Source organism: Streptomyces sp. NPDC005808, assembly GCF_042871385.1.
Taxonomy (GTDB): Bacteria; Actinomycetota; Actinomycetes; order Streptomycetales; family Streptomycetaceae; genus Streptomyces.
The window spans coordinates 68,231-82,974 of sequence record NZ_JBIAIK010000010.1 but is presented as its reverse complement, the minus strand read 5'-3'; the positions used below and the strand labels follow the sequence as shown (position 1 = coordinate 82,974).

The 14,744-nt window shown below is 69.3% G+C and carries 12 protein-coding genes; 9 read left to right on the top strand and 3 right to left on the bottom strand.

Annotated elements, in window-relative coordinates:
- From secF to ACFYPC_RS22670, 3 genes are all read left to right on the top strand, one after another.
- Positions 1-1,113 (top strand): protein translocase subunit SecF, encoded by a 1,113-nt coding sequence (gene secF / locus ACFYPC_RS22680; RefSeq protein WP_388679064.1) that lies wholly within the window; start codon positions 1-3, stop codon positions 1,111-1,113.
- The gene (locus tag ACFYPC_RS22675) at positions 1,110-1,649 is read left to right on the top strand and encodes an adenine phosphoribosyltransferase (RefSeq protein WP_388679061.1); all 540 of its coding nucleotides are present in this window, start codon (positions 1,110-1,112) and stop codon (positions 1,647-1,649) included. Before secF ends, ACFYPC_RS22675 begins: the two co-directional genes overlap by 4 nt.
- Positions 1,650-1,853: 204 nt before the next feature.
- Positions 1,854-4,385: a RelA/SpoT family protein gene (locus ACFYPC_RS22670; RefSeq protein WP_388679058.1), complete on the top strand. Its 2,532-nt coding sequence runs from the start codon at positions 1,854-1,856 to the stop codon at positions 4,383-4,385.
- 81 nt (positions 4,386-4,466) lie between these two features.
- On the opposite strand, the gene ACFYPC_RS22665 is transcribed toward ACFYPC_RS22670, so the two are convergent.
- Positions 4,467-5,696 (bottom strand): DUF349 domain-containing protein, encoded by a 1,230-nt coding sequence (locus ACFYPC_RS22665; protein WP_388679056.1) that lies wholly within the window; start codon positions 5,694-5,696, stop codon positions 4,467-4,469.
- A 135-nt stretch (positions 5,697-5,831) separates the two neighbouring features.
- Complete coding sequence (locus tag ACFYPC_RS22660) at positions 5,832-6,653, bottom strand: peptidylprolyl isomerase (RefSeq protein ID WP_388679053.1); 822 nt, start codon at positions 6,651-6,653, stop codon at positions 5,832-5,834.
- A gap of 187 nt (positions 6,654-6,840) precedes the next feature.
- On the opposite strand from ACFYPC_RS22660, the gene ACFYPC_RS22655 reads away from it, so the two are divergent.
- The 5 genes from ACFYPC_RS22655 (at position 6,841) to rpsD (ending at position 11,942) form a co-directional block, all read left to right on the top strand.
- The gene (locus ACFYPC_RS22655) at positions 6,841-7,548 is read left to right on the top strand and encodes an MBL fold metallo-hydrolase (RefSeq protein WP_388679050.1); all 708 of its coding nucleotides are present in this window, start codon (positions 6,841-6,843) and stop codon (positions 7,546-7,548) included.
- An 11-nt stretch (positions 7,549-7,559) separates the two neighbouring features.
- Complete coding sequence (gene hisS, locus ACFYPC_RS22650) at positions 7,560-8,822, top strand: histidine--tRNA ligase (RefSeq protein ID WP_388679048.1); 1,263 nt, start codon at positions 7,560-7,562, stop codon at positions 8,820-8,822.
- A 138-nt stretch (positions 8,823-8,960) separates the two neighbouring features.
- Positions 8,961-9,602, top strand: a complete 642-nt coding sequence (locus ACFYPC_RS22645) for a vitamin K epoxide reductase family protein (protein WP_388679046.1) — start codon at positions 8,961-8,963, stop codon at positions 9,600-9,602.
- A 57-nt stretch (positions 9,603-9,659) separates the two neighbouring features.
- Positions 9,660-11,015, top strand: coding sequence for a replication-associated recombination protein A (locus tag ACFYPC_RS22640; RefSeq protein ID WP_388679043.1), 1,356 nt, complete (start codon positions 9,660-9,662; stop codon positions 11,013-11,015).
- A gap of 312 nt (positions 11,016-11,327) precedes the next feature.
- Entirely contained in the window at positions 11,328-11,942 is a 615-nt protein-coding gene (gene rpsD, locus ACFYPC_RS22635) for a 30S ribosomal protein S4 (protein ID WP_043683972.1), read from the top strand.
- Positions 11,943-11,975: 33 nt separating this feature from the next.
- On the opposite strand, the gene ACFYPC_RS22630 is transcribed toward rpsD, so the two are convergent.
- Entirely contained in the window at positions 11,976-14,135 is a 2,160-nt protein-coding gene (locus ACFYPC_RS22630; protein WP_388679040.1) for an ATP-binding protein, read from the bottom strand.
- Positions 14,136-14,295: 160 nt separating this feature from the next.
- Here ACFYPC_RS22630 and ACFYPC_RS22625 point away from each other — a divergent pair, with 160 nt between their 5' ends.
- Positions 14,296-14,739 carry a DUF948 domain-containing protein gene (locus tag ACFYPC_RS22625; RefSeq protein WP_388679037.1) on the top strand — a complete coding sequence of 148 codons (444 nt, stop codon included), beginning with the start codon at positions 14,296-14,298 and terminating at the stop codon, positions 14,737-14,739.
- Positions 14,740-14,744 lie beyond the last annotated feature (5 nt).

Here is a 14,744-nt window from a genome sequence, read left to right as displayed (position 1 = left end):
ATGTCGAAGCTCGGCACCCTCGGCGCCCGGCTCCACCGCGGTGAGATCGGCTACGACTTCGTCGGCAAGCGCAAGATCTGGTACGGCCTCTCGATCCTGATCACCATCACGGCCATCCTCGGCCTGACGGTCGGCGGCCTGAACATGGGTATCGAGTTCCGGGGCGGAGCCGTCTTCACCACGGAGAAGACCAGCGTCTCGGTCGACCAGGCCGAGACGTACGCGGAAGAGGCCTCCGGCCACGACGCGATCGTCCAGAAGCTCGGCAGCGGCGGCCTGCGCATCCAGATCGCCGGCATCGACACCGGCAAGTCCGACGAGATCAAGAACGTTCTCGCCAAGGACCTGAACGTCGACCCGGAGAAGATCGCCGCCGACCTGGTCGGTCCCAGCTGGGGCGAGGACATCGCCAACAAGGCCTGGCAGGGCCTGGTGATCTTCATGATCCTCGTCGTGATCTACCTGGCCATCGCCTTCGAGTGGCGCATGGCCGTGGCCGCACTCGTCGCCCTGATCCACGACATCACCATCACGGTCGGCATCTACGCCCTGGTCGGCTTCGAGGTCACCTCGGGCACGGTGATCGGTCTGCTCACGATCCTCGGCTACTCGCTGTACGACACGGTCGTCGTCTTCGACAGCCTCAAGGAGCAGACGAAGGACATCACCAAGCAGACCCGCTGGACCTACAGCGATGTCGCCGACCGCTCGATCAACGGCACGCTGGTCCGCTCCATCAACACCACGGTGGTGGCGCTCCTGCCGGTCGCGGCCCTGCTCTTCATCGGTGGCGGTGTCCTCGGCGCGGGCATGCTCAACGACATCTCGCTGTCGCTGTTCGTCGGTCTCGCGGCCGGTGCGTACTCCTCGATCTTCATCGCCACGCCGCTCGTCGCCGACCTCAAGGAGCGCGAGCCGCAGATGAAGGCCCTCAGGAAGCGCGTACTCGCCAAGCGGGCCCAGGCCGCGGCTCAGGGCGAGTCCGTGGAGGAGCCGGTCGTCGAGGAGGAGTTCGACGACGACGAGGACGCCACCCCGGCGGTCGTCGGCCCGCGCAACCAGCCCGCTTCCCGCAACCGGGGCCGTGGCCGGCCTTCGGGGAAGCGCCGATGACCGGTATCGAGGAGCTGCTGCTCAGCCGCATCCGTGACGTCCCCGACTACCCGAAGCCGGGCGTGGTGTTCAAGGACATCACCCCGCTCCTGGCGGACCCGGGCGCGTTCACGGCGCTGACCGACACCCTCGCGGAGCTCAGCCTGCGCCACGGCGCCACGAAGATCGTCGGTCTGGAGGCCCGCGGCTTCATCCTCGGCGCCCCCGTCGCTGTCCGCGCCGGCCTCGGCTTCATCCCCGTACGCAAGGCGGGCAAGCTCCCCGGAGCGACCCTGAGCCAGGCGTACCAGCTGGAGTACGGCTCCGCCGAGATCGAGGTGCACGCCGAGGACCTGGCCGCGGGCGACCGCGTGATGGTCGTCGACGACGTCCTCGCCACCGGCGGCACCGCCGAGGCCTCGCTCCAGCTCGTCCGCCGGGCGGGCGCCGAGGTCGCGGGCGTCGCCGTACTGATGGAGCTCGGCTTCCTGGGCGGCCGCGCCCGCCTGGAGCCTGCCCTGGCGGGCGCTCCGCTGGAGGCGCTGCTCCAGCTCTGAGGCCACCGCGAGGAAGGCCTCAGGAAAGCCCTGGGACACCCGTAGGACACCGCGGAGGCGGGCCCGGAGACATCCGGTGCCCGCCTCTGGTGTTTCTCCTGTACGAACAGTCTCACCGGGCGAAAGAGAGCCCGAAGCCCAGGATCGCTACCATGGGGGGTCCGGAGCCTGACCGGGGACCCGGAACGCGCACGAGGAGCCCTCTTGCCAGACGAGGCCCAGCCACTCACAGCCGCCAAGCCCGAAGCGACCTCGGGTCCCGCGGCCACGCCCGCGAAGGACATCAGCCGCGGGCCGGTCGAGCACGCCCAGTCGGCACCGGACGACAAGGCGGCCGAGCAGCCACGGCCCAAGCCGGCTCCTCCCGAACTCGACCGCCCCGCAAGCACTCCGGCGGTCCGGCCGGCGGCCACGGCGCAGCCCGTTCGCACCGGCGGTGGCTCCTCCAACCGCGTGCGCGCCCGTCTCGCGCGGCTCGGCGTGCAGCGCACCAACCCTTACAACCCGGTCCTGGAGCCGTTGCTGCGGATCGTGCGCAGCAACGACCCGAAGATCGAGACGGCGACGCTCCGCCAGGTCGAGAAGGCCTACCAGGTCGCCGAGCGCTGGCACCGCGGCCAGAAGCGCAAGAGCGGTGACCCGTACATCACGCACCCGCTCGCCGTGACCACGATCCTCGCCGAGCTCGGCATGGACCCGGCCACGCTGATGGCGGGCCTGTTGCACGACACCGTCGAGGACACCGAGTACGGACTGGACACCCTCAAGCGCGACTTCGGCGACCAGGTCGCCCTCCTCGTCGACGGCGTCACCAAGCTCGACAAGGTCAAGTTCGGCGAGGCCGCGCAGGCCGAGACCGTGCGCAAGATGGTCGTCGCCATGGCCAAGGACCCCCGCGTCCTGGTCATCAAGCTCGCCGACCGTCTGCACAACATGCGCACCATGCGCTATCTCAAGCGCGAGAAGCAGGAGAAGAAGGCGCGCGAGACCCTGGAGATCTACGCGCCGCTCGCCCACCGACTGGGCATGAACACCATCAAGTGGGAGCTGGAGGACCTCGCGTTCGCGATCCTCTATCCCAAGATGTACGACGAGATCGTGCGGCTGGTCGCCGAGCGCGCCCCCAAGCGCGACGAGTACCTCGCCATAGTGACCGACGAGGTCCAGTCCGACCTGCGTGCGGCACGCATCAAGGCGACGGTCACCGGCCGCCCGAAGCACTACTACAGCGTCTACCAGAAGATGATCGTCCGCGGCCGTGACTTCGCGGAGATCTACGACCTGGTGGGTATCCGCGTCCTGGTCGACACGGTTCGCGACTGCTACGCGGCGCTCGGCACGGTGCACGCGCGATGGAACCCGGTCCCCGGCCGGTTCAAGGACTACATCGCGATGCCCAAGTTCAACATGTACCAGTCGCTGCACACGACGGTGATCGGCCCCAACGGCAAGCCGGTCGAACTGCAGATCCGTACGTTCGACATGCACCGCCGTGCCGAGTACGGCATCGCCGCGCACTGGAAGTACAAGCAGGAGCCGTCCGCCGGCGCCTCCAAGGTGCGTACCGACGCGCCCAAGGCCCTGGGCAGGGACAAGGACGGCGTCAACGACATGGCGTGGCTGCGTCAGTTGCTCGACTGGCAGAAGGAGACGGAGGACCCCAGCGAGTTCCTGGAGTCCCTGCGCTTCGACCTGTCCCGCAACGAGGTCTTCGTCTTCACGCCCAAGGGCGACGTGATAGCGCTTCCGGCGGGCGCGACGCCGGTGGACTTCGCCTACGCGGTCCACACGGAGGTCGGTCACCGCACGATAGGCGCACGGGTCAACGGACGCCTGGTGCCGCTCGAATCCACCCTGGACAACGGCGACCTGGTGGAGGTCTTCACCTCCAAGGCGGCCGGCGCGGGCCCCTCCCGCGACTGGCTGGGCTTCGTGAAGTCGCCGCGCGCCCGCAACAAGATCCGCGCATGGTTCTCCAAGGAGCGCCGCGACGAGGCGATCGAGCAGGGCAAGGACGCCATCGCCCGTGCGATGCGCAAACAGAACCTGCCGATCCAGCGCATCCTCACGGGGGACTCGCTGGTCACGCTGGCGCACGAGATGCGTTACCCCGACATCTCGTCCCTGTACGCGGCGATCGGCGAGGGCCATGTCGCCGCGCAGAGTGTCGTGCAGAAACTGGTGCAGGCCCTCGGCGGCGAGGAGGCGGCCACCGAGGAGATCGACGAGAGCGTCCCGTCCCCCCGCGGTCGCGGCCGCAAACGCCGTTCCAACGCCGACCCCGGTGTGGTCGTCAAGGGCGTCGACGACGTGTGGGTCAAGCTCGCCCGCTGTTGTACGCCGGTACCGGGCGACCCCATCATCGGCTTCGTCACCCGTGGCAGCGGTGTCTCCGTGCACCGCAACGACTGCGTCAACATCGAGTCGCTGTCCCGTGAACCCGAGCGCATCCTCGAGGTCGAGTGGGCGCCCACCCAGTCCTCGGTCTTCCTGGTCGCCATCCAGGTCGAGGCACTGGACCGCTCGCGGCTCCTCTCGGACGTCACACGTGTCCTGTCGGACCAGCACGTCAACATCCTGTCCGCGGCCGTCCAGACGTCCCGGGACCGGGTCGCCACGTCCCGCTTCACCTTCGAGATGGGCGACCCGAAGCACCTGGGGCACGTCCTGAAGGCGGTCCGGGGCGTCGAGGGCGTCTACGACGTCTACCGCGTCACGTCGGCCCGCAGGCCGTAACCGGACACCACGTAGAGGGGCTCCCGTACGTTGCGTACGGGAGCCCCTCTACGTAGAAGCGGATGACTTGACCGCCGTTGTTCAGCCGCCGAACTCCTGCAGACCCTTCAGCGCCTGGTCGAGCAGCGCCTGACGGCCGTCGAGCTCCTTCTGGAGCTTGTCGGCCCTCGCGGTGTTGCCCGCGGCGCGCGCCGTCTCGATCTGGCCCTGGAGCTTGTCCACGGCGGCCTGGAGCTGACCGGTGAGACCCTCGGCACGCGCGCGTGCCTCCGGGTTCGTCCGGCGCCACTCGGTCTCCTCGGACTCCTGGAGCGCCCGCTCCACCGCATGCATCCGGCCCTCGACCTTCGGGCGGGCATCGCGCGGCACGTGGCCGATGGCCTCCCAGCGCTCGTTGAGGGAACGGAAGGCGGCGCGGGCCGTCTTCAGGTCCTGCACCGGGAGGAGCTTCTCGGCCTCCTCGGCCAGCTCCTCCTTGAGCTTCAGGTTCTCCGTCTGCTCGGCGTCACGCTCGGCGAAGACCGAACTGCGGGCCGCGAAGAAGACGTCCTGCGCGCCGCGGAAGCGGTTCCACAGATCGTCCTCGTGCTCGCGCTGCGCACGGCCCGCGGCCTTCCAGTCCGTCATCAGCTCGCGGTAACGCGCCGCCGTCGGACCCCAGTCCGTCGAGGAGGACAGTCCTTCGGCCTCCGCGACCAGCTTCTCCTTGGCCTTGCGGGCGTCCTCGCGCTGCGCGTCCAGCGACGCGAAGTGCGCCTTACGGCGCTTGGAGAACGCCGAGCGCGCGTGCGAGAAGCGGTGCCACAGCTCGTCGTCCGACTTCCGGTCGAGCCGCGGCAGCCCCTTCCAGGTGTCCACCAGGGCGCGGAGCCGCTCACCGGCCGCCCGCCACTGGTCGCTCTGCGCCAGCTCCTCGGCCTCGACGACCAGCGCCTCCTTGGCGTGCCGCGCCTCGTCGGACTGCTTGGCCCGCTGCGCCTTGCGCTCCTCACGGCGCGCGTCGACCGTTTCGACGAGCTTGTCCAACCGCTCCCGCAGCGCGGCCAGGTCGCCGACCGCGTGGTGTGCGTCCACCTGCTCGCGCAGGTGGGCGACGGCGGCCTGAGCGTCCTTCGCCGACAGGTCGGTGGTCTTCACTCGCTTTTCGAGGAGGCCGATCTCGACAACCAGGCCTTCGTACTTGCGCTCGAAGTAGGCCAGCGCCTCATCAGGAGAACCGGCCTGCCAGGAGCCGACGACCTGCTCGCCGTCGGCCGTACGCACGTACACGGTCCCCGTCTCGTCGACGCGGCCCCACGGGTCGCTGCTCACAGCGCCTCCTCCACATGATGCCTGCGAGAGGCGTCAGCGCCCCCGGGCATCGTCCACAGTTTCGTAACGGCCAACATAGGCGACCGGCAGGGCGGCTGTCCGCATCCCGCGCGACCGAAATTTCGCAGCTGGCGGTCAGGATTTCGTCACGGTCATCTTGTTGATCACGACGGTCGCGTTGGGTGCTCCGTCGCCCGCGCCGGTGCTCTCGCCGGCCGCCGCGATCTTCTCAAGGACCGCCATTCCGTCCTTGGAAATGGTTCCGAACGGTGTGTAACTGGCCGGTAGCTGACTGTCCTGGTAGACGAGGAAGAACTGGCTGCCGCCGGTGTGCGCCTGGCCGGTGTTGGCCATGGCGATGGTGCCCGCCGGATAGACGCCGCCCGCAAGGGATTTGTCCTTCAGGTTCTCGTCCGGGATCGTGTAGCCGGGGCCGCCGGAGCCGGCGCCCGTCGGGTCACCGCACTGCAGCACGTAGATGCCGTTCGTGGTGAGCCGGTGGCACTTCGTGTGATCGAAGTAACCCTTGGCCGCGAGGAAGCTGAACGAGTTCACGGTGTGCGGCGCCGCGGCCGTCTTCAACGCGATGTCTATCTCGCCGCAGGTCGTCGCCATCTTCATCGTGTAGTCCGCGGACTTGTCGATGGTGATCGCGGGTTCCGTCTTCCAGGTCTCCGTCTTCACCTCGCCCGCGGCGGCCTTCTCGCACGGATCCGGCACCGCGCTCGGCGCCGAGGCGCTCGGAGTCGCCTCCGCGGCCGCGTTGGACGCCTTGTCGTCGTTCTTGAAGACCCCGGTCGCATACGACACCACGCTGCCGATCACGATGACGCCGAGGACCGAGGCGATGATCGCGTTGCGTGCGTGTGTCTTGCGCCGCGCGGCAGTTCGCCGCTGCTGCTGTCGCAAGAACTTCTCCCGGGCGAGCTGACGCCGCCGCTGCTCCTGGGTGACCACCGGGTTTTCTCCTCATGCGTCTCGTACGTCAAGTGGGACGCGTGCGTCTTGTGAGCCGACCGCCTGCGTGTGCCCCGTACCGTATATGGGTTCGCTGAGGATTCGGCAGCGCCGGTAGGCTCTGATCCACAGCCGCCCGCCCCGTACGACGCCGTATGACCTCGTACGCCACAAACAAAGGACGATCGTGCTCATTGCCGGGTTCCCCGCAGGGGCCTGGGGGACCAACTGTTATCTGGTCGCCCCCGGCGCGGGTGAGGAGTGCGTCATCATCGACCCGGGCCATCAGGCCGCCCAGGGAGTCGAGGACGCGCTCAGGAAGCATCGGCTCAAGCCCGTCGCGGTCATCCTCACGCATGGCCACATCGACCATGTCGCCTCGGTCGTCCCGGTGTGCGGAGCGCATGACGTACCGGCCTGGATCCACCCCGAGGACCGGTACATGATGAGCGACCCCGAGAAGGCGCTCGGCCGCGCCATCGGGATGCCGCTGATGGGCGAACTGACCGTGGGAGAGCCGGACGACGTCCGCGAACTGACCGACGGCGCACGGCTGGAGCTGGCCGGCCTGGAGCTGTCCGTCGCGCACACGCCCGGCCATACCAAGGGGTCGGTGGCCTTCCAGATGCCCGAGAACACGGACATTCCCCCCGTTTTCTTCTCCGGGGATCTGCTCTTCGCCGGCTCCATCGGACGCACCGACATGCCCGGCGGCTCGCACGCCGAGATCCTCGAATCGCTGGCCCGCGTGTGCCTGCCGCTCGACGACTCGACCGTGGTGCTGTCCGGCCATGGCCCCCAGACCACCATCGGCCAGGAGCGCGCCACCAACCCGTATCTGCGGCAGGTGGCGGCCGGCCCCGGGAGCCTCGACGCTCCCCGACGAGGAATGTGACGAGAGACTTCGTGAGCACCTTCAAGGCCCCCAAGGGCACGTACGACCTGGTTCCGCCGGAGAGCGCCAAGTACCTCGCGGTCCGCGAGGCGATCGCCGCCCCGCTCAGGAACTCGGGCTACGGCTACATCGAGACGCCCGGATTCGAGAACGTCGAGCTGTTCGCGCGCGGGGTCGGCGAGTCCACCGACATCGTGACCAAAGAGATGTACGCCTTCGAGACCAAGGGCGGCGACAGGCTGGCGCTGCGCCCCGAAGGCACCGCGTCCGTGCTGCGCGCCGCGCTGGAGGCCAACCTGCACAAGGCGGGCAACCTCCCCGTCAAGCTCTGGTACTCGGGCTCCTACTACCGCTACGAGCGCCCCCAGAAGGGCCGCTACAGGCACTTCTCGCAGGTCGGCGCCGAGGCCATCGGCGCCGAGGACCCGGCGCTGGACGCCGAGTTGATCATCCTGGCGGACCAGGCCTACCGCTCGCTGGGACTGCGCGACTTCCGCATCCTGCTGAACTCCCTCGGCGACAAGGAGTGCCGGCCCGTCTACCGGGCCGCCCTCCAGGACTTCCTGCGCGGGCTGAACCTGGACGAGGAGACGCTCCGCCGCGCCGAGATCAACCCGCTGCGGGTTCTCGACGACAAACGCGACGACGTCCAGAAGCAGTTGACCGGCGCGCCGCTGCTGCGTGACTACCTGTGCGACGCGTGCAAGGCATACCACGAGGAGGTGCGCGAGCTGATCACGGCCGCCGGTGTCTCCTTCGAGGACGATCCGAGGCTCGTGCGCGGGCTCGACTACTACACCCGTACCACCTTCGAGTTCGTCCACGACGGTCTGGGCTCCCAGTCCGCGGTCGGCGGCGGCGGTCGTTACGACGGTCTGTCCGAGATGATCGGCGGACCCGCGCTGCCGTCCGTCGGCTGGGCACTGGGCGTTGACCGTACGGTCCTCGCCATGGAGGCCGAGGGCGTCTCGCTCGAACTCCCCGCGTCAACCAGCGTGTTCGCGGTCCCCCTGGGGGAGGAAGCCCGACGAGTGCTCTTCGGTGCGGTCACCGAGCTGCGCAGGGCGGGCATCGCGGCGGACTTCTCCTACGGCGCGAAGGGGCTCAAGGGCGCGATGAAGAACGCGAACCGTTCGGGCGCCCGCTACACGATCGTCGCAGGTGAGCGGGATCTCGCCGAGGGCGTGGTGCAGCTCAAGGACATGGAGTCCGGGGAGCAGGTCGCCGTGGCGGTCGAGGGCATCGTGGCGGAACTCGCGGGGCGGCTGGGCTGAGGGCGCGGGCCGCTCGAACGGCATCGCACAACCGGCCGCAGTGCGTGCTTGCTTATGCCCATCGAACGGTGGTCACGCGTGTGCGTGCGGCACAATGTCCGTGCCCGCAGGCCCCTTCGAAACCATGGAAACGGCGTGATGAGCAAGACGACAGTCAAGGACGTCTCCACCGACCACGACGACCGCACCGCCGCCGCCCCGCGGACGGTCGGCGGCAGCCGTGCGCTCGCCCTGCTGCTGGTGATCACCGGTGCGGCCGGTCTGCTGGCCTCCTGGGTCATCACGATCGACAAGTTCAAGCTGCTGGAGAACCCGAACTTCGTGCCCGGGTGCAGCCTGAACCCGGTTGTGTCCTGCGGCAACATCATGAAGAGCGACCAGGCCGAGGCCTTCGGGTTTCCCAACCCGATGCTCGGCCTGGTGACGTACGCCATCGTGATCGGCGTCGGCATGAGCCTGCTGGCCCGTGCCACCTATCCGCGCTGGTACTGGCTGACCTTCAACTTCGGCACGCTCTTCGGCGTCGGATTCTGCACCTGGCTGCAGTTCCAGTCGCTGTACCGCATCAACTCGCTCTGCCTGTGGTGCTGCCTGGCGTGGGCCGCGACGATCATCATGTTCTGGTACGTGACCTCGTCCAACATCCGCAACGGCTTCCTGCCCGCGCCGAACTGGCTGAAGAGCTTCTTCGGCGAGTTCACCTGGGTCCTGCCGGTGCTGCACATCGGGATCATCGGGATGCTGATCCTGACGCGCTGGTGGGACTTCTGGACCAGCTGACAGCGGCCCTTCCCGGGCGTGACGGCGCTGTCAGTGGCGTGACATAGGGTTTTGTCCGTGGAGCCCGACCTATTCACCGCCGCAGCGGAAGAACGCCAGGAGAAGGACCCGTCCAGCAGTCCCCTGGCGGTCCGGATGCGCCCGCGTGTCCTCGACGAGGTCGTGGGACAGCAGCATCTGCTGAAGCCGGGCTCCCCTCTGCGCAGACTCGTCGGTGAGAGCGGCACAGGCCCGGCCGGACCCTCCTCGGTGATCCTCTGGGGCCCGCCCGGCACCGGGAAGACGACCTTGGCGTACGTGGTCTCCAAGGCCACCAACAAACGCTTCGTCGAGCTCTCCGCGATCACTGCGGGCGTCAAGGAAGTCCGCGCGGTCATCGAGAGCGCACGCCGTGCCACCGGAGGCTTCGGCAAGGAGACCGTCCTCTTCCTGGACGAGATCCACCGCTTCAGCAAGGCCCAGCAGGACTCCCTCCTCCCGGCCGTCGAGAACCGCTGGGTGACGCTGATCGCCGCGACCACCGAGAATCCGTACTTCTCGGTGATCTCGCCCCTGCTCTCCCGCTCCCTGCTCCTCACCCTCGAACCGCTCAGCGACGATGACCTGCGCGGCCTCCTTAAGCGGGCGCTCTCCGACGAGCGCGGCCTCAAGGACGTTGTCGCCCTCCCCGAGGACGCCGGGGAGCACCTGCTGCGGATCGCCGGCGGTGACGCCCGCCGCGCGCTCACCGCCCTGGAGGCCGCCGCCGGGGCCGCGCTCGACAAGGGCGAGCCGGAGATCACCCTCCAGACCCTGGAGGAGACCGTCGACCGGGCGGCCGTGAAGTACGACCGCGACGGCGACCAGCACTACGACGTGGCCAGCGCTCTCATCAAGTCCATCCGCGGCTCCGACGTGGACGCTGCCCTGCACTACCTGGCGCGGATGATCGAGGCCGGTGAGGACCCCCGCTTCATCGCCCGCCGCCTGATGATCTCCGCCAGCGAGGACATCGGCCTGGCCGATCCGAACGCGCTGCCCATAGCCGTCGCGGCAGCCCAGGCCGTCGCCATGATCGGCTTCCCCGAGGCCGCGCTCACCCTCAGCCACGCCACCATCGCCCTCGCCCTGGCCCCGAAGTCCAACGCCGCGACCATGGCGATCGGCGCCGCCATGGAGGACGTACGCAAGGGGCACGCGGGCCCCGTGCCGATGCATCTGCGCGACGGGCACTACAAGGGCGCCGCCAAGCTCGGGCACGCGCAGGGATACGTGTATCCGCACGACCTGCCCGAGGGCATCGCCCCGCAGCAGTACGCCCCGGAGGAGCTCAAGGACCGGGAGTACTACACCCCGACCCGTCATGGCGCCGAGGCGCGCTACGCGGACGCGGTGGAATGGACCAGGCAGCACCTCGGTCGAGGGCGGTCCTGACCACCCTGTAGAATCCTCGAAGCGCTGCGTCCCGTGTCCGGCTCCGGTCGGCACCACCAGAACGGGACATCCAGCCGGAGCCCCGCCTCCACGGGGGATTCCAGGAGCGTCGCGCACCGTCGAAGGTGTCGCGGGCAGCCCACCACCCTCCCGGTATCGGGAAACGGTCGGTGGGCCACTCGCGTGCTGCACGTATGTGCCCAGTCCAGGGAGCGGCTGCCCAGCAGGTCCATCAAGGGCCCGCGGGGTTTCCCAGGCTGCGGATGCGACCTCCCTTAACTCTGGTGAGCCGAAACCCAGGAAAGAGAAGAAGTGGCGAATCAGTCCCGCCCCAAGGTCAAGAAGTCGCGTGCCCTCGGCATCGCGCTGACCCCGAAGGCCGTCAAGTACTTCGAGGCCCGCCCCTACCCGCCGGGCGAGCACGGCCGTGGCCGTAAGCAGAACTCGGACTACAAGGTCCGTCTGCTCGAGAAGCAGCGTCTGCGCGCGCAGTACGACGTGTCCGAGCGTCAGCTCGTCCGCGCCTACGAGCGTGCCTCCAAGGTTCAGGGCAAGACCGGTGAGGCTCTGATCATCGAGCTCGAGCGCCGTCTTGACGCGCTGGTCCTGCGTTCGGGCATCGCCCGCACGATCTACCAGGCCCGCCAGATGGTCGTCCACGGCCACATCGAGGTCAACGGTGGCAAGGTCGACAAGCCGTCGTTCCGCGTCAAGCCGGACGACGTCGTGATGGTCCGCGAGCGCAGCCGCAGCAAGACGCTGTTCGAGGTCTCCCGCGCCGGTGGGTTCGCCCCCGACGGCGAGACCCCGCGCTACCTCCAGGTGAACCTCGGCGCCCTGGCGTTCCGCCTGGACCGCGAGCCGAACCGCAAGGAGATCCCGGTGATCTGCGACGAGCAGCTCGTCGTCGAGTACTACGCCCGCTGATCACTCTCCGGCAGACGTAGCACCACCTGCGTGTCAGCCCGTCGTCTCGCCGCCCTTCGAGGTGGGCGAGACGGCGGGCTTCCGCATGTCCGGACGCAGCGCGCGCGGCGCCGGAACCGCACCGAGCGGCCGGACCCCGGCCCGCCCCAGCGCCCGCGACACCGCCGCCTCCTGCCCCAGCCGCGCCCCTTCCCGTACGCACTCCTCGTACCGCCCGTCACCCAGCCGCTCCCGGGCTCTCGCCTCGCACCGCTCGTGCGGCGCGTTGTAGTACGCCGAGCCGAACAGCGGCAGGCCCACCGACGGCCACATGCGGGAAGCGGCTCCCTGCAGCAGGGCGGCCTCCGCCGGATCGCCCTCCTCCGCGGTGACCAGCGCGAGCAGCTCGATGGCGAGGACCGTGCCGAGCAGATCGTTGAAGGCGTGGCCGATGCCGATGCTCTCCTCCAGGAGGCGCCGCGCCCGTGCCTGATCGCGCTCGGCCAGAGCCCCGTACGCCAGGACGTACAACGCGTACGCCAGTGCCCAGCGCTCTCCGTGGTCCTCGCACACCTGGCGGACGTCCTCGCACAGATTCACCGCGTCCGGCAGATCTCCCTGGAACGCCAGGGCCATCGCCAGCTCGACCTGGCCCATCAGGACATTGCTGTTGAGCTCGCCGATCGCGTGGTAGCGCTCCAGCGCCGAGCGCAGCAGGGTTTCGGCGCGTGGCATGTCGTCCGAGAGCAGGGCCAGGCAGCCGGTGCGGTGCTCGGCATAGGCCACCGCCGTGGGGTTGCCGGTACGGTCCGCCTCCGCACGGCACTCCTGCAGCGCGGTCAGTGCGGGGATCATGTCGCCCTGCAGAACCGCCACATAGCCCAGCACCCACAGCGCTTTGAGCCGCGACTGGTCACGGTCACCGTCGAGTTCCACGCCGCGCTGCAGCCAGTGCCGTCCCTCCGACAGCCGGCCGCAGCCGACCCAGTAGAACCAGAGGGTGCCCGCGAGGTACTGGCCCAGATGTGCCTCACCCGGCTCGGTCAGACAGTGCTCCAGAGCGCGGCGCAGATTCGGCAGCTCCGTCTCGACGCGCGCGGCGACCTCGTCCTGCCGGGGCGAGAACCAGTCCAGCTCGCACCAGGTGGCCAGGCCCATGTACCAGTCGCGGTGGCGGCGACGCAGCCGCGGGGCATCGCCGGTCGCCTCCAGCCAGTGCGCGCCGTACGCGCCGACCGTGTCCAGCATCCGGTAGCGGACCCCCGCCGCCGTCTCCTCGCGGGACAGCACGGACTGCGCGAGCAACTCGCCCAGGACATCGAGGACATCGTCGCTGTGCAGGCCGTCGCCGCTGCACACGTACTCCGCGGCCTCCAGGGCGAACTGCCCCGCGAACACCGACAGGCGCGACCACAGCAGCCGCTCCTCGGGTGTGCACAGTTCATGGCTCCAGCCGATCGCCGTGCGCAGGGTCTGATGCCGCGGGAGTGCGTCACGCCCGCCGCCTGTCAGCAGCCGGAAGCGGTCCTCCAGACGGGACAGCAGCTGGGCGGGGGAGAGGGCGCTCAACCGCCCCGCCGCCAGCTCGACGGCGAGCGGGATCCCGTCGAGGCGCCGGCACAGCTCCCGTACGTCGGACCGGTTGCCGTCGTCCACCGCGAACCCGGGCAGCCGGGCCGCCGCCCGGTCCTCGAACAGCTCCGCCGCCTCGGACTCGGTCAGCGCCGCCAGCGGGAACAGCCGCTCGCCCGCCAGATCCAGGGGCCGACGCCCCACGGCGAGCACCCGCAGCCCCGGCGCACACCGCAGCAGCTCGGCCACCAGCGAGGCACAGCCGTCCACCAGATGCTCGAACCCGTCCAGAACCAACAGGAGTTGGCGCTCGGCGAGATCCTCGCGAAGGACTTGGCGCGGCGGCCTCGACGTGTGGTCCGTCAGGCTCAGCGCCTCGACGACGGCGTGCTCGACGAGGTCCGGCTCGCGCACCGCGGACAGCTCCACGCGCCAAGCCCCCTCGCGCATGTCCGTCTGTGCCGCGGCCCGCGCCGCGAACCGTGACTTGCCGACGCCCCCCATGCCCGTCACCGTCACCAGCCGGGACGTCTCCAGCGCCTCGGCGAGGCGGGCGAGCTCGGCCGAGCGGCCCACGAACGCGTTGAGTTCCAGGGGCAGATTGCCGAGCGTTGCACGGTCGGAGCGCTGAGAGCCTCGCATGGGACACGGAGCGTACTGACCTGGGCGCGGTCCGTACAATCGCTTCCCGTAGGTCTGGTGCCGGGGGGCGGTAATGCGGTACGGAACGACGGCCTCGGCGCGATAGGCTCGGGAAACCGTAATGGTGGTTTCCGAGGTTCAATGCACGTACAGGGAGCGGGTGCACACAGTGTCCGGTGGAGAGGTGGCCGGGATCCTGGTGGCCGTCTTCTGGGCGATCCTGGTTTCCTTCCTCGCCGTCGCGCTGGCGAGGCTGGCCCAGACGCTCAAGGCGACCACCAAGCTCGTGGCGGACGTGACCGACCAGGCCGTCCCGCTGCTTGCCGACGCCTCCTCGGCGGTGCGCTCCGCGCAGACCCAGATCGACCGCGTCGACGCCATCGCCTCCGACGTCCAGGAGGTCACGTCGAACGCGTCGGCGCTGTCCACCACGGTCGCCTCCACCTTCGGCGGCCCCCTGGTCAAGGTCGCAGCCTTCGGCTACGGCGTGCGCCGGGCCATCGGAGGCCGTCGCGAGAACGAGCCACCCAAGGCGTCCCGCCGTACCGTGATCGTGGGCCGCACCGTCCCGTCGGCGCGACGGGGAAAGCGGAAGAAGGACTGACGCAG